This window comes from Stenotrophomonas mori, assembly GCF_023556335.1.
Taxonomy (GTDB): domain Bacteria; phylum Pseudomonadota; class Gammaproteobacteria; order Xanthomonadales; family Xanthomonadaceae; genus Stenotrophomonas; species Stenotrophomonas mori.
In genome coordinates, this window is the sequence record NZ_JAIKTS010000003.1 from 1,670 (window position 1) to 21,011 (window position 19,342).

Here is a 19,342-nt window from a genome sequence, read left to right on the forward strand (position 1 = left end):
CCTGCACGGCCAGCTACACGGTGGCCGCGGCCGACGTGGCTGCCGGCAACGTGCACAACAGCGCGACTGCGCAGGGCACCCCGCCGGCAACCCCGGGCACCCCGGCTCCGCCGGCGGTGACCACCCCGCCGGCGGACGTGGATACGCCGGTCACCCGCGAAATCATCGCGGTGGACGACCCGCTGCCGCCGGTGGAAGGCAGCGTGGGTGCGGCGAATGCCGGCAATGCGTTCGACAACGACACGCTGGCCGGCCAGCCGGTGGCGCCCGCGCTGATCACCGCGACGGTGACCACGCCGGCGACCACGATCGATGGCGGTCCGGTGCCGGTCCTCGACCCGGCCACGGGCGTGGTCAGCGTGCTGCCGGACACGGCGGCGGGCGACTACCGCATCGCCTACCGCATCTGCGAGACCGCGGCTCCGGACAACTGCGCCGATGCGCTGATCACGGTGACCGTGACCGCGCCGGTGATCGAGGCGCTGGATGATGCCTCCGATCCGGTGCATGCCGACGAGGGCGGCACCACGCCGAGCGTGTTCGGCAACGACCGGCTTGGCGGCAAGCCGTTCCCGCCGGAGCGGATCACCCTGCAGCCGGGCGTGCCGTCGCATCCGGGGCTGGCGATGGACCCGGACGGTACGATCCGGATCGCACGCGGGGTGCCGACCGGCACCTACCAGTATCCCTACACCATCTGCGAGGTCCGCAACCCCGGGAACTGCGACAGCGCGGTGGCCACGGTGAGCGTGATCGGCGAGGCGTTGCTGCGCGTCACCAAGACCGCCGGGGTGCGCGAAGCGCGCGTCGGCGATCTGGTGCGCTACACGCTGACGGTGGAGAACATCGGCAACCGCGATCTGGAGGACGGCCTCCTGGTCGATACGCCGCCGGCAGGCTTCAGCTACGTGGAGGGTTCGCTGACGGTCGTCGAGGGCGCTCCGGTCGGCGCGGTCTCGGGGCAGCAGCCGCTGCGCATCGAGGGCCTGGCGGTCCGTGCCGGCGCCGCCGTGCGGCTGTCGTACCTGCTGCGCGTGGGCGCCGGCGTACGCGCCGGCAGCCACGTCAACCAGGTGCAGGCGCGCAGCATCACCGGCGAACCGTTGTCGAACGTGGCCACCGCGGCCGTGGCGCTGGCCGGCGATCCGTTGCTCGACGACAGCCTGGTGTTCGGCACGGTCTTCCACGACCGCGACGGCGACGGCTGGCAGGACAGCGCAACGCTGACCGGCATCCGCGTGCAGGGCGGGTTCGCCGCCACGGCCTATGTGCCCGGTTCGACCACGCTGGACCGGGGGGACGGTGCGCAGCCGCTGGCCGATGCCAGTGCGCCGCTGCTGCATGGCCTGGCGCTGGGCACCCTCGATGGCCGCCAGTCCGAGGCCGACCCGGTGCAGGCGCGCCAGCTGGTGATCCGCCAGGTGTTGCGCGCGCCGGCATTCACCGACGACTTCGTGCTGACCAGCGACCAGGGCGTGACCCTGCGCATGGACCGCGACGGCGTCACCACGCTGGAGAAGCGCGGAGAAGCGGCCAAGGGGCTGAATGCGGCCGAGCCGACCGTGCAGCGGCGCATCGCCCAGGCGGACAACGGCTACGTGGTGGAGTACGTGGTCGGCAACGCCGGCATCGACGAGCGGGGCATCCCCGGCGTGCGCATCGCCTCGGTGGAGGGCCTGCTGGTGGAAACCGACCAGTTCGGCCGCTACCACCTGGCCGGCGTGTCCGGCGGCGCCTGGGAACGGGGCCGCAACCTTCTCCTGAAGGTGGACCCGTCGACGCTGCCGGCCGATGCCCGCTTCACCACCGACAACCCGCTGCTGAGGCGGATCACCCCGGGTGTCCCGGTGCGGTTCGACTGGGGCGTGAGCGTGCCCGAGCAGGTGATCGGCAGCGGCAGCGAGCGGGTCGAGCTGCAGATGGGCGAGGTGCTCTTCGCTCCGGGCAGCGCGCAGATCCGTCCCCGCCATGCCGCGGTGGTGGATGCCATGGCCGCCCGGGTGCGCGAGTACCGGGGCGGGGACGTGGTGATCCAGGCCAATGCGGAGCACGAGGCCCTGGCGTTCGAGCGTGCCGATGCGCTGCGCACCGCGCTGCTGGCGCAGCTGGATGCGGACGTGGCCGCGGGCCTGACGGTCGGCGTGCGCACCACGGTGGACGATCCGGGCGCGCTGCTGGTGGGCGTGGACGAAGGCGGTGCGCTGCTGGGCACGGTCCTGTTCGATACCGACAAGGCGACGATCAGACCGGAGTTCGACGCGCTGCTGGACCGTGTCGCCGCGGCACTGGAGCGGATGGGAGGCGGCAGCATCGCCATCGTCGGACACACCGACGTGCGTGCTTCGCATGCCTACAACGCGGCGCTGGGGATGCGCCGCGCCCGCGCAGTGTTCGATGCGCTGGCCGCACGGCTGAGCCCGCAGGCGCGCAGTGCGCTGCGGGTGGAAATCGACAACGACCCGGCCACGCCGTCCGGCGTGCGCAGGTGAGGGGACGGGTCATGGACAAACGTATGAAGATGAAAGTGCTGGACTACACCCTGATCTGCCTGCTGGCGGGCGCCGTCCCGCTGGCGGCGGCGCAGGAGACGGCGGTGCCGGACGGGCAGGCCGCCGCCGATGCGGCAGAAGGGGCCGCGGTGGCGCTGGACTGCGCGGCCGGGGACTGCCATGGCGAGGACGGGCTGCTGTTCCGGCTGCGCACGCGCAGCTACGACCGTCCGGTGACGCGCGGCACCGATGCCACGGCATCGTCGCAGGCCCTGCAGCCGGACCGCCGGGTGGCGGTGTCGGTGGCCCCGCCGGGCCGGGCCGTGGCCAGCGGCGTGTTCTCCGTGGACCTGCCGGGCGGCGGAGTGGTATGGGCGACCGAGGACCCGGCCCTGGGCCTGCCCGAGCTGTCGGTATCGGCGCCATCAATGGTGGCCTTCGACGGCCGCCGCATCACCGCGCCGGTGCCGTTCTATGCGCGCGGCAACTACCCGGCCTTCATCGAAGCGATGGAGGTGCGCCTGTACCGCGCCAGCGATGCCGACCTGATCGCGCCGCTGGCGACGGTGCCGCTGCCGGTGGCCGCGGTCAGCCGCGCCGAATGGGACGGGGCACTGCCCGCGCAGTACCGCTTCCGCAAGGGCGACGAACTGGTCTACGTGCTGCGCGCCACCGGCGCCGGCGGGCAGGTGGACGAAACCGCCCCCCGCACCCTGCAGCTGGTGTCGCCGGAAGAGGCCGAGCGCGGCGCGAGCGCCCTGCGCAACAGCGTGGAACGCACGCGCGGCAGTGCCCTGGACAGCGAACAGGCGCAGCGCCAGAGCCTGATCGACAGCGTGTTCGCCGGCAACGGCCTGCGCCAGCAGAACATCCCGCTGTACGGATCGCGGGTGCGCATCCATGGCCGCGATCTTCCGCAGGACGTGCGGCTGACCCTCGATGGCCACGACTATCCGGTGGACCTGGAGCGCCGGTTCGCCGCCGAATACCTGGTCCCGGTCGGCCATCACCGCTTCGACCTCGGTGTGGTCCGGGCCGGCGACGACGCCGAGCACGGCAGCGTGCATCCGCTGGACGTGGAGGTCAGCGGCCGCTATTTCTTCGGCGTCGCGCTGGCCGACGTGACCCTGTCCCAGAACCGCGTGAGCGGCTCCAGGGCGCCTTTCCAGGGCGATGCCCGCTACCGTGACGACGTCATCAGCGATGGCCGGCTGGCGTTCTACGGCAAGGCCAAGCTGCGGGGCAGGTACCTGCTGACCGCGCAGGCCGACACCACCGAGCGCGACCTGCAGCGGCTGTTCGACGGCTTCACCAACGCCGACCCCAAGGATGTGTTCCGGCGCCTGGACCCGGACCTCTACTACCCGGTCTACGGCGACGATTCGCGCACCTGGCGCGATGTCGACACCATGGGCCGCTTCTACCTGCGCATGGACTGGGACAAGAACCAGGCGCTCTGGGGCAACTACGCCACCGGCCTGACCGGCACCGAGTTCGGGCAGTACCAGCGCGCCCTGTACGGCGCCGCGCTGGACTGGCGCTCCAATGCCAGCAACCGCTGGGGCGGTGCCGGCAGCGAACTGCGGGTGTTCGGCTCGCAGCCGGAAACCGTGCCCGGGCACAACGAGTTCATCGGCACCGGCGGAAGCCTGTACTACCTGCGCCACACCGACCTGCTGCCGGGCTCGGACGTGGTGACCCTGGAGGTCCGCGACCGCACCACCGGGCGTACCGAGAACCGGGTGGTGCTGCAGCGTGGTGCCGACTACGAGATCGACGCGCTGCAGGGGCGCATCCTGCTGACCCGGCCGCTGGCGCAGATCAGCCGCGACAACAGCCCGACCCTGACCCGCGACGTGCCGCTGGACGGGTTCGAGCAACGGCTGCTGGTGGACTACGAATGGGTGCCGTCGGGGTTCGCCGCCGACGAGCTCACCGTCGGCCTGCGCGGCAAGCACTGGTTCGGCGACCATGTCGGGCTGGGAGGCACCTATGTCGATGAACGCCGGGCCGGCGAGGACTACACCCTCAAGGGCGCCGACCTCACCCTGCAGGCGGGCAAGGGCACGTTCCTGAAGCTCGAGTACGCCCGCAGCGAATCCTTCGGGCTGCCGGCATTCTTCTCCGACAACGGTGGCCTGAGCTTCGTCCAGCACAACACGACCGCGCCGCACCGCAAGGGCCAGGCGCGCGCGGTCGAAGCGCGCGCCAATTTCCGCGAGCTGGGCTGGACCGAGCAGGAATGGAGCGCCGCGGCCTGGTGGCGGCGTACCGATGCCGGCTACTCCACCGCGCGCTACGACAACGGCCTGCCGGTGACCGAGTATGGCGCCGAACTGCTGGGCCGCTTCACCCCGACCCTGGGGCTGTACACGCGCTACAGCCGCGCCGAGCGCGGCGGGGCGGTGCTGACCCAGGCGCAGGGCACCCTGGAGTGGCAGGTCAGCGACGACGGCACCCTGGGCCTGGAGCTGCGCCGGGTGAACCAGGAGGGATACGTCCTGGAGTCGGCCGGCACCCTGGCGGCGGTGAAGTACCAGCACCGCTTCGGCAGTGCCCTGGAGCTCTACGGGGTGGCCCAGCTCACGGTGGACGACGACGGCGGCGCCTATGCCGACAACGACGCCTACACCCTGGGCGCCAAGCACCTGTTCGGCGACGGCTCGTCGCTGGGGGCGGAAGTCACCGACGGCGACCGCGGCAGCGCGGCGACGGTCAACGCCGAGTACCGGCTGGCGCCCGAGCATGCGTTCTATGCCGGCTACACCCAGTCGACCGACACCACCGCCTACGATTCGCTGTTCAATCCGCGGGCGCAGAACGGCTGGACCCTGGGCCAGCGCTGGCGCTTGTCCAGCCAGGTCAACGTGTTCAACGAAAGCCAGTTCCTGAAGGAGCGCGAGCAGAGCGGGCTGGCGCATACCTTCGGCATGGACTTCTATCCTGCGCAGGGCTGGAACACCGGCTTCACCCTGTCCAAGGGCGAGCTGGACACGCAGGCCGGAGGCCGGGTCGAGCGCCGGGCCATCAGCCTGTCGGGTGGGCGCACGTCGCCGCAGACCGACTGGCAGAGCAAGCTGGAGTGGCGCGAGGACAGCGGCGCCGAGCAGCGCCGGCAGTGGGTCAGCACCAGCCGCCTGACCCATCGTTTCAACGACAGTTGGCGCATCGCCGCCCGCGTCAACTACGCCGATACCGAGGACCGGTTCGATCCGCGCCAGGGGGCCCGGTTCGTCGAGGGCAATGTCGGCTTCGCCTACCGTCCGTGGAACAGCGAGCGCTGGGGCCTGTTCGGGCGCTACACCTACCTGTACGACCTGGCGAGCATGGGCCAGCTGGGCGGTGCGCGTTACGACCAGCGTTCGCGCATCCTCTCGTTCGAGGGGGTCCACCGGTACGACCGCCATTGGGAGTTCGCCGGCAAGCTGGCGCGGCGCGAGGGCCAGGTGCGGCTCGGCCGCGGTACCGGGCCCTGGCTGGACTCGGCCACCACCTTCGCCGCTGCCCAGGTGCGCTACGAGCTGCGCACGCGCTGGCACGCGCTGGGCGAATACCGCTGGCTGGACGTGAAGGACGGCGGCGCACGGAGCGGCTTCCTGGTGGGCGTGGACCGCGACCTCAATGCGCACTTCCGCATCGGCGCCGGCTACAACTTCACCCGCTTCAGCGACGACCTGACCAATTTCGACTACGACCACAAGGGCTGGTTCCTGAACCTGACGGGGACCTACTGATCGTCCGTCCGTGCACCGCGCCCGCGGCCACGGCGGCCCGACCTGCCTCTCCGGGCCCCGCCACAGGGGCCACCGCGTACTTCCGATGTCTGGGGAAACCATGAACAACAACGATCCATCGAGGGGTCCGGCCGGCGGCTCGCCGCAGGCGCGGCGCCCGCGCGACCACCACCGCCGGGCCCGGGCCCTGACCGCCGCGCTCACCCTGGCGCTCTCGCCCTGCGCGCTGGCGCAGGTGCTGCCGGAGGACATCCGGTACGCGGAGGACTTCGAGGCCGGCACCGGCACGATGAGCCTGGCGCTGGCCGACTACACCCACGGCGGCTATACGCCCTACAGCGCGGACGCCTATTGGCTGGACTACGCCAACTGCAACGGCGTCATCGTGCGCTATGCCGCGGACAACGGGTCCTCCGGCTTCTCAGGCGGGCACTGCAGCAATCCGGTCGGCAGCTGGAACGATGCCGTCGCCGGTGCGGCATCGCGCAACAACGTGCGGCGCCTGGCCGATGCGCTGGGGCAGGTGGACGCGGGCCTGGCCGGCTCCACGCCGGCCACCCGGCGCAACCATGCCTTGACCGCCTGGACCACCTTCAGGAACGGCAGCGACAACCTGAAGCAGTTCGAGACCGCATCGATGAACCTCGGCGCGGGGATGCGCTTCTACACCGCGCGCGTGGACGTGGCCGAGGCCTCCTGCAGCTGGAGCAGGAACGTGGGTACGACGTCCAGGCTGGACCTGTACCTGGTCTCCGGCAACGTCGAGCACGCCATCACCGACCGGCCCATCGAGGCCTGCGCGGACGGCCGGGCGGCGGACTATTCGTCGCCGGGACAGGCGGCCAACCTGGACGGCGGACTCGAGGCCGGAGCGAGCGGCGACGGCTGGGAGGGCGGCGGCGCCACGGTACGGGCCGGCCGCTTCTATTCCGATGCCGCGATGAAGATGGCGGACGCCTCGGCGGTCCGCGTGCGGCTGCGCAACCGCACCGGCTCGGGCGACGGCAACGATGCGGCGATCGACAACATCGTCATCACCGACGCCACCCCCAAGCTGGCCAAGGCGTTTAGTCCCGGCAGCCTGCCCGCTGGCGGCGGCACCGCGCGGATGGTGTTCACCGTCAACAACCGTCCCGATGGCCTGGCGAAGGTGGGCTGGCGGTTCACCGACACCCTGCAGGCCGGGCTGACCCTGGCCGGTACCGTGGCCGGTGGCACCTGCACCAACCACGACAACACCCCCGGCACCCGGGCCACCCTGGCCGGCACGGTGGGCGGGACATCGATCACGGTCAGCGGCAGCCTGCCCGGCGGGGCGTCGTGCACCGTGGAGTTCGACGTGGAGGTCGCCGCCAGCGTGGACGCCGGTACGACCCTGGAGAACTGCGCGGCCGACCTCAGCGCGCTGGAGTACATCGACGGCCCGGACGCCTGTGCGGTGCTCAGGATCACCCCGGCGGTCGACCTGTCGGTCACCAAGACCGCCGGCGCGGCATCGGCGGCCGCCGGCGGCCGGCTCGACTACACCCTCGTGGTCCGCAACGAGGGGCCGGACGCGGCCGACGGCGCGGTGGTCCGGGACGTCCCCGGGGCGGGCCTGGACTGCACGACGGCGTCCGGCGCCACCCTGGCCTGCGACGGCTCCGGCTGTCCGGCCGGGCCGCTCGATCCGGATGCCTTGACCGGTGCCGGACTCACCCTGCCGCACTTCCCCGGCGGCGGTGAGGCGCGCTTCACCCTGAGCTGCCGGGTCGACGCCAGCGGCAGCTGAGCGCCAGGGCCGCGGTGGACGGAAGGCGTGGTCCTTTTGCGGGGGCCGCGCCTTCCGCATGTCCGGGGTGCGGTGCGCGCGATTTGCGTCTGGCCCCTTGAAAGGCCACCGGCGAGCCCCATCTCCCAGCCAAGCCCGTTGTACGGGCGTTTTTAAGCGTGGTGCCACCATCGCCCGCCCGGGCGTGGAAACCGCCGGACTTTTCAGACCAATCAACAACTTAAGAGGTCTCACATGAGCATCAACCCGCTGCACGACCGCGTCGTGGTCAAGCCCATCGAAGCCGACGAAATCTCCGCCGGCGGCATCCTGATCCCCGATTCGGCCAAGGAAAAGTCCACCAAGGGTGAAGTCGTGGCCGTGGGCCCCGGCAAGCCGCTGGACAATGGCAGCGTCCGCGCCCCCGCGCTGAAGGTCGGCGACAAGGTCATCTACGGCCAGTACGCCGGTTCGACCTACAAGGCCGACGGTATCGAGTACAAGGTGCTGCGCGAGGACGACGTGCTCGCCGTCATCGGCTGAGCCACCGCCGCACCGGCCTGTTCCACCCCCTGATCCCCAATTTCCAGCCGCCGGGCCCGTCCCGGGGCTATCAACGAGGTAATCGCAATGGCTGCCAAGGATATTCGTTTCGGTGAAGACGCCCGTTCGCGCATGGTGCGCGGCGTCAACACGCTCGCCAATGCCGTCAAGGCCACCCTGGGCCCGAAGGGCCGCAACGTCGTGCTCGAGAAGAGCTTCGGCGCGCCGACCATCACCAAGGACGGCGTCTCCGTCGCCAAGGAAATCGAGCTGGCCGACAAGTTCGAGAACATGGGCGCGCAGATGGTCAAGGAAGTCGCTTCCAAGACCAACGACAACGCCGGTGACGGCACCACCACCGCCACCGTGCTGGCCCAGGCGCTGATCCGCGAGGGTGCCAAGGCCGTGGCCGCCGGCATGAACCCGATGGACCTCAAGCGCGGCATCGACAAGGCCGTGGTCGCCGCGGTCGCCGAGCTGAAGACCATCTCCAAGCCGACCGCCGACGACAAGGCCATCGCCCAGGTGGGCACCATCTCGGCCAACTCGGACGAGTCGATCGGCAACATCATCGCCGAGGCGATGCAGCGCGTCGGCAAGGAAGGCGTGATCACCGTCGAGGAAGGCTCGGGCCTGGAGAACGAGCTGGACGTGGTCGAGGGCATGCAGTTCGACCGCGGCTACCTGTCGCCGTACTTCATCAACAACCAGCAGGCGCAGTCGGCCGACCTGGACGACCCGTTCATCCTGCTGCACGACAAGAAGATCTCCAACGTCCGCGACCTGCTGCCGGTGCTGGAAGGCGTCGCCAAGGCCGGCAAGCCGCTGCTGATCGTGGCCGAGGACATCGAGGGTGAAGCGCTGGCGACCCTGGTGGTCAACACCATCCGCGGCATCGTCAAGGTCGTCGCCGTGAAGGCCCCGGGCTTCGGCGACCGCCGCAAGGCGATGCTGGAAGACATGGCCGTGCTGACCGGCGGCACCGTGATCTCCGAGGAAGTCGGCCTGTCGCTGGAGAAGGCCACCATCAAGGACCTGGGCCGCGCCAAGAAGGTGCAGGTCTCCAAGGAGAACACCACCATCATCGACGGCGCCGGCGACACCGCCGCCATCGAGTCGCGCGTCAAGCAGATCAAGGTGCAGATCGAGGACACCACCTCCGACTACGACCGCGAGAAGCTGCAGGAGCGCGTGGCCAAGCTGGCCGGTGGCGTGGCCGTGATCAAGGTCGGCGCGTCGACCGAGATCGAGATGAAGGAAAAGAAGGACCGCGTCGACGACGCCCTGCACGCCACCCGTGCGGCGGTCGAGGAAGGCGTGGTGCCGGGCGGCGGCGTGGCCCTGATCCGTGCGGTCACCGCGCTGGGCGCCCTGAAGGGTGCCAACGAAGACCAGAACCACGGCATCCAGATCGCCCTGCGCGCCATGGAAGCCCCGCTGCGCGAGATCGTCGCCAACGCCGGCGAAGAGCCGTCGGTCATCGTCAACAAGGTCAAGGAAGGCACCGGCAGCTTCGGCTACAACGCCGCCTCGGGCGAGTTCGGCGACATGCTGGAGTTCGGCATCCTGGATCCGACCAAGGTGACCCGTTCGGCGCTGCAGAACGCCGCGTCGATCGCCGGCCTGATGATCACCACCGAGGCCATGGTGGCCGAGGCGCCGAAGAAGGACGAGCCCGCCATGGGCGGCGCCGGCGGCGGCATGGGTGGGATGGGCGGCATGGGCGGCATGGACTTCTGATCCACCGTTCACCCTGATCCACCGCGTTACCGGAAACCCCGCCTCATGGCGGGGTTTTCGTTTGCGCGGTGGAATCCGGGGCCGCGCTGCGGGCGGTGGGAGCGTCGATGGCGCTGGTCCTGGTCCTGCTGCTGTGGGCGAAGGGCGGGAGAAGGGCCGGGCAAGGGGCACGCGCTACCGCTAGACAGCGGGGAAGGCGGTTGCCCGGCGCCGGCGGGCGCCGCAGTGCGTGTGGGAACCCGCCGCGTGGGGAACAGCTCGCCTGGCCGGGTCACGAAGCGCGGTGCCCGGCCCGCCGCGGGAGGCCAGGAAAGGGCGCGGATGTGTCCAGGCCGGGCGTTGCCGGTCGCGGATGTCGGCCCGGAAAGGGGCCGGAAGCGCGTGCGCCTCCGCGGCGCTGGCCGGCCGCCCCCCTCGCGGGCAACGGTGGGGCCGGAGCGCCGCGCCCGTGGGGGCCCGGCGGAGGATCAGGGGGCGACGATGAGCTCGGCCGCGCGCGCGCGGGTGGCGGCGGCCTTCTTGCCCCTGACCTGGATGCGGTTGGCGCTGATGCCGGCGCTCACCAGGGCGTCCTTCAGGGCCTGGGCGCGGCGTTCGCCCAGTCCGGTGGCGCTGTCGTAGCCCTCGATCGTGATCCGGCCCTTCTTGCCGATGTTGAGGTATTCGCCCAGTGCCTTGAGCTGGTCCGGGGCGGGGCCGGCCGGGGTGGCCTGGCCGGCGGCGAAGCTGTCGCCGACGAAGGTGAAGACCTCACCGCGGTTGTCGAACCGCGACGCCGGCAGGCGGTGCCCGGAGACCAGCTCGGCCTCCTCGCGCGCCAGCTTGGCCGCGTTCTGCTGGGCGCTGCTCAGGCGCGCGGCCTGGCGGCCGGCGACGCTGGTCAGCGCCGCTTCGGCATCCTGCCGCGCCAGGGTCTCGGCCTCGGCGGCCTGCCGCAGGCGCTCGGATTCCTCGGCCTGGATCTGTGCCTGCACGCGCAGGCGCTCGGCCTCCTGGCGGGCCCGCAGGGCTTCGCGGCGGCTGGCCTCCACCAGCAGCTCGCTGCGGGTGCGCTCGAGCTGGTCGACTTCGCGCCGTGCCGCCTCGGCGCGGGCGCTGGCCTCGGCGATCATCACCCGGCGTTCGGCCAGGTAGCGCAGCTGGTCCAGTTCGCGGCGCTTGCCCTTGGCCAGGTCGGTGACGGCCTGCTGCGCCTGCAACCGCTCGAGGATGGCCAGGTCGGTGGTGCGCATGTCGGCCTGCAGCGCGACCAGGCGCTGGTTCAGGCCGGCCACCGCCGGATCATCCGCGGCGGCGGCCAGGGACGGCAGGGCCAGCAGCCCGGCCAGTGCGTATGCATGCAGCCTCATCAGCGCGTCTCCCCGGTGGCCAGCTGGCGTTGCAGCCGTTCGACTTCGGCGCGGCGCTGGGCGAGCTGGGTCTGCGCCACCGCCTCTTCGCTCTGCACGCGCGCCAGGTCGGCGTCGACGGCGGCGCGCTGTGCCAGCACCGGGGCCTGCCGCCGTTCGCGGCGGTCGCCGGCGGCACGCTGCGCCTGCTCCAGCTGCTGGCGGGCCAAGGCCATGATGTCCGGGGCGTACTGGTCGGCATCGGCGCGGTCGGCGCGGTCCACCGCCTGTTGTGCGGTGGCCAGTTCGGCCGCGGCCGGGTCCTGTGCCAGGGCCGTGGCGCAGAGCACGGAAACGCATGCCGTCACGTACAGGAAACGCCGCAAGTGTGCGAAGCTAGGTTTCATAAGGGGAGCCGTCGCCATAGGGTTGTGCACGGCCATTGTCGTCAAGGCTGTGGTGTGCTTGCAACGGCGCGCCATCATTGTTCAGGGAACTGCATTCATGGATATCGGCTATTTCCTCAAGCTGATGACCGAAAAGAACGCGTCGGACATGTTTCTGACCACCGGCGCGCCGGTCCACATCAAGATCGAGGGCAGGCTCTATCCGCTGGGCAATACCGGGCTGCCACCGGGGATGGTGAAGAAGATCGCCTATTCGCTGATGGACGAGGGCCAGGTGCCGCAGTTCGAGCGCGACCTGGAGCTGAACATGGCCATCGCCCTGGCCGACGTGGGCCGGTTCCGGGTGAATGTGTTCAAGCAGCGCGGCGAGGTGGGCATGGTCATCCGCGCGATCAAGAACCGCATCCCCTCGATCGAGGAGCTGAAGCTGCCGGAGGTGCTCAAGGACGTCAGCATGACCCCGCGCGGGCTGGTGCTGGTGGTCGGCTCCACCGGCTCGGGCAAGTCCACGTCGCTGGCGTCGATGATCGACCACCGCAACAGCACCACCACCGGGCACATCCTCACCATCGAGGACCCGATCGAGTTCTTGCACCGCCACAAGCAGTCGATCGTCAACCAGCGCGAGGTGGGCCTGGATACGCACGCCTTCCACAACGCGTTGCGGAACGCCATGCGCGAGGCCCCGGACGTGATCCTGATCGGCGAGATCCTCGATGCCGAGACCATGGAGGCGGCGATCTCCTTCGCCGAGACCGGCCACCTGTGCCTGGCCACCCTGCACTCGAACAACGCCGACCAGGCGATCGAGCGCATCCTCAACTTCTTCCCCGAGAATGCGCACCGCAACGTGCTGATGAACCTCTCGCTGAACCTGCGCGCGGTGATCAGCCAGCGGCTGGTGACCGGCGTGGACGGCCGCCGCCGCCCGGCGACCGAGGTGATGCTCAACACGCCGGTGATCCGCGACCTGCTGCGCCGCGGCCAGGTGCACGAGCTCAAGCAGGCCATGGAGCAGTCGCTGGAGGAAGGCATGCACAGCTTCGACCAGTGCCTGTTCCGGCTGTTCAAGGAGGGCGCGATCGACCAGGAAGAAGCGCTGCGCGCGGCCGATTCGCGCGATGGGCTGGCGTTGAAGTTCCGCTTGTCCGAAGGCACCAGCGGCGAGCACGATCCGTACGCCGATTTCGCCGCGGCCTCGGCGGCGAGCATCACCCACGGTTTCTGACCGCTGCCGGCGCCGCTCAGGCGGCGTCGGGCTGGTTCTCCGGCCGCGCGGCGTCGAAGGCGGGCAGTGCCAGGCAGGCGGCCTCGATCCGCAGCAGGGTCGGGAAGCCGTCCAGCGGCAGACCGAAGCGGCGGGCGTTGTACAGCTGCGGCACCAGGCAGCAGTCGGCCAGCCCGGGGGCGTCGCCGTAGCAGAAGCGCCCGCTCTGACCGGTACCGGCCAGCTGCGCCTCCAGCGCGGTGAAACCGGTATGGATCCAGTGCTGGACCCAGTCGTCGCGTTCGCTCTGCGGCACGTGCCAGTGGCGGTCGAAGAACTGCAGCACGCGCAGGTTGTTGAGAGGGTGCACGTCGCAGGCCACCAGCTGTGCCAGTGCGCGCACCCGTGCCCGCGCGGCGGGTTCGGCCGGCAGCAAGGGCGGCGCCGGCCGGGTCTCTTCCAGGTAGTCGAGGATGGCCAGCGACTGGGTCAGCAGGTGCGGGCCGTCGCGCAGGGCCGGCACCAGCTGCTGCGGGTTGAGGGCGGCGTAGGCGGGGGCGTGCTGCTGGCCGCCGTCGCGCACCAGGTGCACCGGCACGATGGCGTATTCCAGCCCTTTCAGGTTCAGGCCGATGCGCACGCGGTAGGCGGCGCTGGAGCGCCAGTAGCTGTAGAGCGTCAATGCCGGGTGCATGCCGGACTCCGGGGCCTGGGGGTGGAGGGAGGGCCGGCGTGCCGCCGGCCCGGTGTCACGGCCGCTGTGCCTGCTCGATGCGCTGCTCGATGGCGCCGAAGAGGCTGTTGCCCTGGCGGTCGAACATCTCGATCCGCACCGTGTCGCCGAACCCCATGAACGGCGTGGACGGCTTGCCGTCGCGCAGGGTCTCCACGGTGCGGCGCTCGGCGAAGCACGAGGCGCCCAGCGTGGTGTCCTCGTTGGCGATGGTGCCGGAACCGACGATCGCGCCGGCGCTGAGCGGCCGGGTCTTGGCGGCATGCGCGACCAGCTGGGAAAAATCGAACTGCATGTCCACGCCGGCCTCCGGCGCGCCGAACCATTCCCCGTTGACGTGGGTCACCAGCGGCAGGTGCAGCTTGTTGTCCCGCCAGGCGTCGCCCAGCTCGTCGGGGGTCACGAACACCGGGCTGAGCGCCGAGCGCGGCTTGGACTGCAGGAAGCCGAACCCCTTGGCCAGCTCGGCCGGGATCAGGTTGCGCAGGCTGACGTCGTTGACCAGGCCGACCAGCTGGATGTGCCCGGCGGCCTGGGCCGGGGTCACCGCCATCGGCACGTCGTCGGTGATCACCACGATCTCCGCTTCCAGGTCGATGCCGTAGTCCTCGCTGACCACCTTGACCGGATCGCGCGGGCCATGGAAACCGGCGCTGGTGGCCTGGTACATCAGCGGGTCGGTATAGAAGCTCTCCGGCACCTCGGCGCCGCGCGCGCGGCGCACGCGTTCCACGTGCGGCAGGTAGGCGCTGCCGTCGACGAACTCGTAGGCGCGCGGCAGCGGCGCCGCCAGGGCGTGCATGTCCAGGTCGAAGGCGCCCTCGGCCTGGCCGGCGGCCAGCGCCTGGGACAAGGCATTCAGGCGCGGCGCGGCGTTGGACCAGTCCTCCAGCGCCTGCTGCAGGGTCGGCGCGATGCCGGTGGCGCGCACGGCGCGGGTCAGGTCGCGCGCGACCACGATCAGGGTGCCGTCGCGGCCACCTTCCTTCAGGGAACCAAGCTTCATCGGTGCATCCAGTCCTGGGCCGAAAACAGGTTTCGATTGTAACGAATGCCTCCACCGCGGCCAGCCTCGCCGGGGCGGCATGCATGCATCGCGCGCGCGCCGTCCGGCCCTGCAGGCGGCGGCGCCCCTCCTTGTACCGCAGGCCCGCGGCGGTGTCGCCCCGGGCCTGGCCGGCGCCGGCGTGCAGCGCGTCGCGGCCGGGCCGAGGGGTCGCTGAACGGGTGATTTTGTGCGGTTCTCAAACATCCCTTAGACTACGCCGGTCTGCCAGCGGCCGTCCGTTTCCCTTCCGGGACCGCCGGCGGCGCAGGAATGCCGGCCCCGTTGCCCGTTCCGCCCGCCCGCCCCCATTCCGACGCCTTTCGTCACGCATTCCGGTCCGCGCGCCTGCGCGGGTCGCACCCAGGATCTCGCAGCGCGGTTTACGGGAACGCTCCGAGCCGGCCGGTCGCCTCGACCGGCAGCGCAGGCCCATCCGGGCCGGCGCATCCCTACCTTGCGGAGTTTCCATGTCGTTCGAAGATCTGGGCCTTGCGCCCTTCCTGCTGCGCGCGCTCGCCGAGCAGGGCTACGAGAATCCCACCCCGGTCCAGGAGCAGGCGATCCCGCTGGTGCTGCAGGGCCATGACCTGCTGGCCGGCGCGCAGACCGGCACCGGCAAGACCGCCGCGTTCGGCCTGCCGCTGCTGCAGCACCTGGCCACCTCGGCGCAGGAAGTCCGCGGCGGTGCGCGCCGCCCGCGTGCGCTGATCCTGACCCCGACCCGCGAGCTGGCCACCCAGGTGCATGACAGCCTGCGCGGCTACAGCAAGTACCTGCGCATCCCCAGCACCTGCATCTACGGGGGCGTGGGCATGGGCAACCAGCTCGACATCCTGCGCCGCGGCGTGGACCTGCTGGTGGCCTGCCCGGGCCGGTTGATCGACCACATGGAGCGGCGCAGCGTGGACCTGTCCGGCATCGAGGTGCTGGTGCTGGACGAGGCCGACCGCATGCTCGACATGGGGTTCCTGCCCTCGATCAAGCGCATCCTCGCCAAGCTGCCCAAGCAGAACCGGCAGACCCTGCTGTTCTCGGCGACCTTCGCCGACCCGATCAAGCAGCTGGCGCTGGAGTTCATGCGCAGCCCGCGCGAGGTGATGGTGACCCCGCGCAACACCGTGGCCGAGACCATCGCCCACCGCGTGCATCCGGTCGACGCCGGGCGCAAGCGCGAGCTGCTGCTGCACCTGCTGGCGCAGGAGTCGCGCGAGCAGACGCTGGTGTTCGCCAAGACCAAGCACGGCAGCGACAAGCTGGCCACGTTCCTGGACAAGTCGGGCATCAAGACCGCGGCGATCCACGGCAACAAGAGCCAGAGCCAGCGCCTGCGTGCGCTGGGCGACTTCAAGGCCGGCCGCGTCACCGTGCTGGTGGCCACCGACATCGCCGCGCGCGGCATCGACATCAACGAGCTGCCCAAGGTCATCAACTACGACCTGCCGATGGTGGCCGAGGACTATGTGCACCGCATCGGCCGCACCGGACGCAACGGCGCCAGCGGCCAGGCGATCTCGCTGGTGGCGCAGGAGGATGCCAAGTACCTGCGGCAGATCGTGCGCCTGCTCGACCGCGACATGGACATCCGCGACGTGCCGGGCTTCGAGCCGCAGACGCCGATCCGCTGGGGCAACAGTGCGCCGGGCAAGGCCGAGCAGCCGGGGGGCGAGCGCCCGCCGCGCCGCGGCGGCGGTGGCCGTGGCGGCCAGCGGGATGCGGCGCCGGGGCCACGCCGTGGCGGAGCGGCCGCCAAGTCCGCCGCACCACGCGGTGAGGGCGGCGGTCCGCGCCGCGAGGCGCAGCCGGCCGGCACCGGCCGCCGCCGCCGGGGGGGCCGTGGCCGGGGCAAACCGGCCCAGCCCAGCAGCGCTCCCTGAGCGCATGCGGCGCCGCGATCCGGCGCCACCGCCCGACAATGCACAACGGCCGCTGCTGCGGCCGTTGTGCGTGAGGAAGCATCCACAGGAAAAAGGCCGCGTCCCTGCGGCCGGTCCCCTGGGACACGTGGAGGCCCTGCTCAGAAGGTCCAGGTCAGGTTGACGCGGTAGTTCCGGCCCGGTTCGCTGTAGCGGCCGATGCCGTCCTCGGTGGCGTAGCCGTAGAGGTAGAAGTCGCCGCGGGTGACGGTGCGGACGCGCGCCCACTGGTAGTAGCGCTCGTCGAACAGGTTGTAGACGCCGGCACTGATCTTCAGGTGGTCGTTGACGCGCAGGCTGCCGAACAGGTCGAACACGGTGTAGGCGTCGCTGAGGAACGGCGCCGCTGCCTGGCCGAACACGTCGCTGGCCTGGGCCACGTCCTTGCGCTTCTTGGCCAGGGCATGGGTGAGGGCACCGGTCAGCCGCAGCCGCTGGTCCAGGCCCTGCCAGCTCAGCCCGAGCACGCCGCGGTCCGGGTTGATGCTGTCCAGCGGCTTGCCGTTGCGCAGTTCGCCCTCGTTGTGCGAGTACACCGCACGCAGCATCCAGGCGTCGCCGAAGCGCCACAGGCCTTCGGCCTCCACGCCCTTGACGGTGACCTCGCCGGTGTTGCGCAGGACCGTGGTGGTGTAGCCGTCCACGGCTGCGCAGGTCGGGCAGGTGCGGTACTGGGTACCGGCATTGTTGAGCACGCGCACGCTTTCGATGAAGTCGTCGTAGCGGTCGCGGAACGCGGACAGGGACAGGCGCGCGTTGTCGGTCTCCCAGCGCCAGCCGAGCTCCAGGTTCAGGCTCTTCTCCGATTCCAGGTCCGGGTTGGAGGCGCTGGTCGGCACGCTGACCACCTGGCCGGTGGCGACCTCGGTGATGCTGGTGACGCTGGTGGGGGCATACATCTCGCCGGTGGTCGGTGCGCGGAAGCCGCGGCCGGCCTGGAACCACACGGTGTGGCCCGGCGCGAACAGGTAGCTGATGCCGGCCTGCCAGGTGGGCGAGGCGAAGCGCACCGGATGCACGGTGCCGGTGTTGTCCTGGAAGGTCGGCCCCAGGTGCGGGGTGTAGTCGTGGCGGTCGTAGCGCACGCCCAGGTTCAGCTGCAGGGCATCGTCGAGCAGGTCGATGCGGTCGCGCAGGTAGAGGTTCCAGGAGGCGGCATCGGTGCGCGGCACCTGGCCGGGGTCGATGGTCGCGGTGTCCAGCACGCCGGCGTTGTTCCAGCGGTAGTCGACGGCGCTGTAGTCGATCTCGCGGTTCTGCCAGGACGCGCCGTAGATCAGCGAGTGGGCGCCGGCGCGCTTGTCCAGGTCCACGGCGATGCGGTCCAGCACCTGCTCGGTGGAGCGGTCCTCGGCGCGCATGCAGGTCGCGGTGAGGGTGCAGGGCGTGGTCAGCGGCGTCACGGTGGGGTTGGCCGAGCTGCCGCTGCCGGAGATCACCCGGGTGATGCCGCGGCTCTCGGTCTTCTGGCGGTCGGCCTGGACCTCCAGGGTGTCGAACGCCGGCGTGTCGGCCTGCCAGAGGTAGCGCAGCCCGTAGCGGTCGCGGCTGTTGCTGTCGTCGCCCCAGCGCTCCAGGTAGCCCGGCGCGCTCACGCGGCTGAGGTTCTCCACCAGGTTGTCCACGCGGTTGCGCTCGTAGACCACTCCCAGGCGGTGGGCCGGGCTGAGCACCACGTCGACCTTGGCCAGGACGTTGTCGCTGTCATGGTCGATCGGGTCCGGCAAGCGCCGCGCGCTGCCGGTGGCGATCGCGGTGCTGTCGTACCAGCCCTCGGATTCGTGCGATTTGCGCTTGGTGTAGACCAGCATGGATTCGACGATGCCGGTGCGGTTGGCGACCGTGAACGAGCCGAGCTTCTCGTCGTTGTGGCCGGTATAGCCGAGCTTCACGCTGCCGAAGCTGTCGTTGCCGCTGGCCTTGAGGTAGTCGGCGGGGTCCTTGGTGGTGAACGCCACGCCGCCGCCCAGCGAGCCGCTGCCGCCGGCGATGGCGTCGGCGCCCTTGACCACTTCGACCTGCTTGAGGGTGTCGATGTCCACGCCGCCGCGGCCGGCGCGGAAGAATTCGTAGCTGCGGGCGGTCTCCATGCCCTCGGCCATGCCCAGGCCGTCGATGGTCATCGACACGCGGTCGCCTTCCATGCCGCGGATGTTGAAGCCGTTGTCGCCGAAGCGGCCCATGTCGGTGATGCTCACGCCCGGCAGGTAGCGCACCAGGTCTTCCATGCTCTCGGCCATTTCATCGTCGAGTTCGGCGCGGCCGAGCACCTGCACGTTCTGGGTGGCCGAGCGCGCCACCTTCTCGCGCGCGGCCTCCACTTTCACGGTGTCCAGGGTCCGTGCGTCCAGTGCGGCGTCGGCATGCGCCAATGGCGACAGGCCGGCGAGGACCGCCAGGGTCAGCAGGGAGGGAGAGGGTTTCATGGTCATGCTCCACAGTCAGGTCAG

12 protein-coding genes are annotated in these 19,342 nt (G+C 70.7%); 7 read left to right on the plus strand and 5 right to left on the minus strand.

Translation table 11 applies throughout. The features are described from left to right. From K5L01_RS14905 to groL, 5 genes are all read left to right on the plus strand, one after another. A partial coding sequence (locus tag K5L01_RS14905) for an OmpA family protein (RefSeq protein WP_272494166.1) occupies positions 1–2,489 on the plus strand: 2,489 nt, incomplete at its 5' end. Positions 2,490–2,512: 23 nt separating this feature from the next. Then, a complete protein-coding gene (locus K5L01_RS09575) occupies positions 2,513–6,223 on the plus strand; it encodes a TonB-dependent receptor (RefSeq protein ID WP_250064169.1) in 3,711 nt (1,236 codons plus the stop codon). Positions 6,224–6,323: 100 nt separating this feature from the next. Then, complete coding sequence (locus K5L01_RS09580; protein ID WP_250064170.1) at positions 6,324–7,994, plus strand: DUF11 domain-containing protein; 1,671 nt, start codon at positions 6,324–6,326, stop codon at positions 7,992–7,994. 234 nt (positions 7,995–8,228) lie between these two features. Further along, positions 8,229–8,516, plus strand: a complete 288-nt coding sequence (locus K5L01_RS09585; protein ID WP_250064171.1) for a co-chaperone GroES — start codon at positions 8,229–8,231, stop codon at positions 8,514–8,516. Positions 8,517–8,603: 87 nt separating this feature from the next. Further along, a complete protein-coding gene (gene groL, locus K5L01_RS09590) occupies positions 8,604–10,256 on the plus strand; it encodes a chaperonin GroEL (protein WP_250064172.1) in 1,653 nt (550 codons plus the stop codon). Positions 10,257–10,723: 467 nt separating this feature from the next. On the opposite strand, the gene K5L01_RS09595 is transcribed toward groL, so the two are convergent. Then, positions 10,724–11,605 (minus strand): OmpA family protein, encoded by an 882-nt coding sequence (locus K5L01_RS09595; RefSeq protein WP_250064173.1) that lies wholly within the window; start codon positions 11,603–11,605, stop codon positions 10,724–10,726. Beyond that, the gene (locus K5L01_RS09600; RefSeq protein WP_250064174.1) at positions 11,605–11,991 is read right to left on the minus strand and encodes a DUF4398 domain-containing protein; all 387 of its coding nucleotides are present in this window, start codon (positions 11,989–11,991) and stop codon (positions 11,605–11,607) included. The genes K5L01_RS09595 and K5L01_RS09600 overlap by 1 nt, the downstream gene beginning before the upstream one ends. Before the next feature lie 97 nt (positions 11,992–12,088). Between K5L01_RS09600 and K5L01_RS09605 the strand changes: the two genes are divergently transcribed. Then, a complete protein-coding gene (locus K5L01_RS09605; protein ID WP_250064175.1) occupies positions 12,089–13,219 on the plus strand; it encodes a PilT/PilU family type 4a pilus ATPase in 1,131 nt (376 codons plus the stop codon). 16 nt (positions 13,220–13,235) lie between these two features. Here K5L01_RS09605 and maiA read toward each other — a convergent pair whose 3' ends face one another. Then, a complete protein-coding gene (maiA, locus tag K5L01_RS09610; RefSeq protein ID WP_250064176.1) occupies positions 13,236–13,892 on the minus strand; it encodes a maleylacetoacetate isomerase in 657 nt (218 codons plus the stop codon). Between the two features lie 55 nt (positions 13,893–13,947). Next, positions 13,948–14,937 carry a fumarylacetoacetate hydrolase family protein gene (locus tag K5L01_RS09615; protein ID WP_250064177.1) on the minus strand — a complete coding sequence of 330 codons (990 nt, stop codon included), beginning with the start codon at positions 14,935–14,937 and terminating at the stop codon, positions 13,948–13,950. A gap of 509 nt (positions 14,938–15,446) precedes the next feature. Between K5L01_RS09615 and K5L01_RS09620 the strand changes: the two genes are divergently transcribed. Further along, the gene (locus K5L01_RS09620; protein WP_250064178.1) at positions 15,447–16,853 is read left to right on the plus strand and encodes a DEAD/DEAH box helicase; all 1,407 of its coding nucleotides are present in this window, start codon (positions 15,447–15,449) and stop codon (positions 16,851–16,853) included. Positions 16,854–16,993: 140 nt separating this feature from the next. Here the strand turns inward: K5L01_RS09620 and K5L01_RS09625 are convergent, their stop codons facing one another. Further along, positions 16,994–19,318, minus strand: a complete 2,325-nt coding sequence (locus K5L01_RS09625; protein WP_250064179.1) for a TonB-dependent hemoglobin/transferrin/lactoferrin family receptor — start codon at positions 19,316–19,318, stop codon at positions 16,994–16,996. Positions 19,319–19,342: the final 24 nt, after the last annotated feature.

Coding starts and splice junctions, on each gene's coding strand:
- K5L01_RS09575 (WP_250064169.1), top strand. CDS start 2,513: ATGAAGATGAAAGTGCTGGACTACACCCTGATCTGCCTGCTGGCGGGC.
- K5L01_RS09580 (WP_250064170.1), top strand. CDS start 6,324: ATGAACAACAACGATCCATCGAGGGGTCCGGCCGGCGGCTCGCCGCAG.
- K5L01_RS09585 (WP_250064171.1), top strand. CDS start 8,229: ATGAGCATCAACCCGCTGCACGACCGCGTCGTGGTCAAGCCCATCGAA.
- groL (WP_250064172.1), top strand. CDS start 8,604: ATGGCTGCCAAGGATATTCGTTTCGGTGAAGACGCCCGTTCGCGCATG.
- K5L01_RS09595 (WP_250064173.1), bottom strand. CDS start 11,605: ATGAGGCTGCATGCATACGCACTGGCCGGGCTGCTGGCCCTGCCGTCC.
- K5L01_RS09600 (WP_250064174.1), bottom strand. CDS start 11,991: ATGAAACCTAGCTTCGCACACTTGCGGCGTTTCCTGTACGTGACGGCA.
- K5L01_RS09605 (WP_250064175.1), top strand. CDS start 12,089: ATGGATATCGGCTATTTCCTCAAGCTGATGACCGAAAAGAACGCGTCG.
- maiA (WP_250064176.1), bottom strand. CDS start 13,892: ATGCACCCGGCATTGACGCTCTACAGCTACTGGCGCTCCAGCGCCGCC.
- K5L01_RS09615 (WP_250064177.1), bottom strand. CDS start 14,937: ATGAAGCTTGGTTCCCTGAAGGAAGGTGGCCGCGACGGCACCCTGATC.
- K5L01_RS09620 (WP_250064178.1), top strand. CDS start 15,447: ATGTCGTTCGAAGATCTGGGCCTTGCGCCCTTCCTGCTGCGCGCGCTC.
- K5L01_RS09625 (WP_250064179.1), bottom strand. CDS start 19,318: ATGAAACCCTCTCCCTCCCTGCTGACCCTGGCGGTCCTCGCCGGCCTG.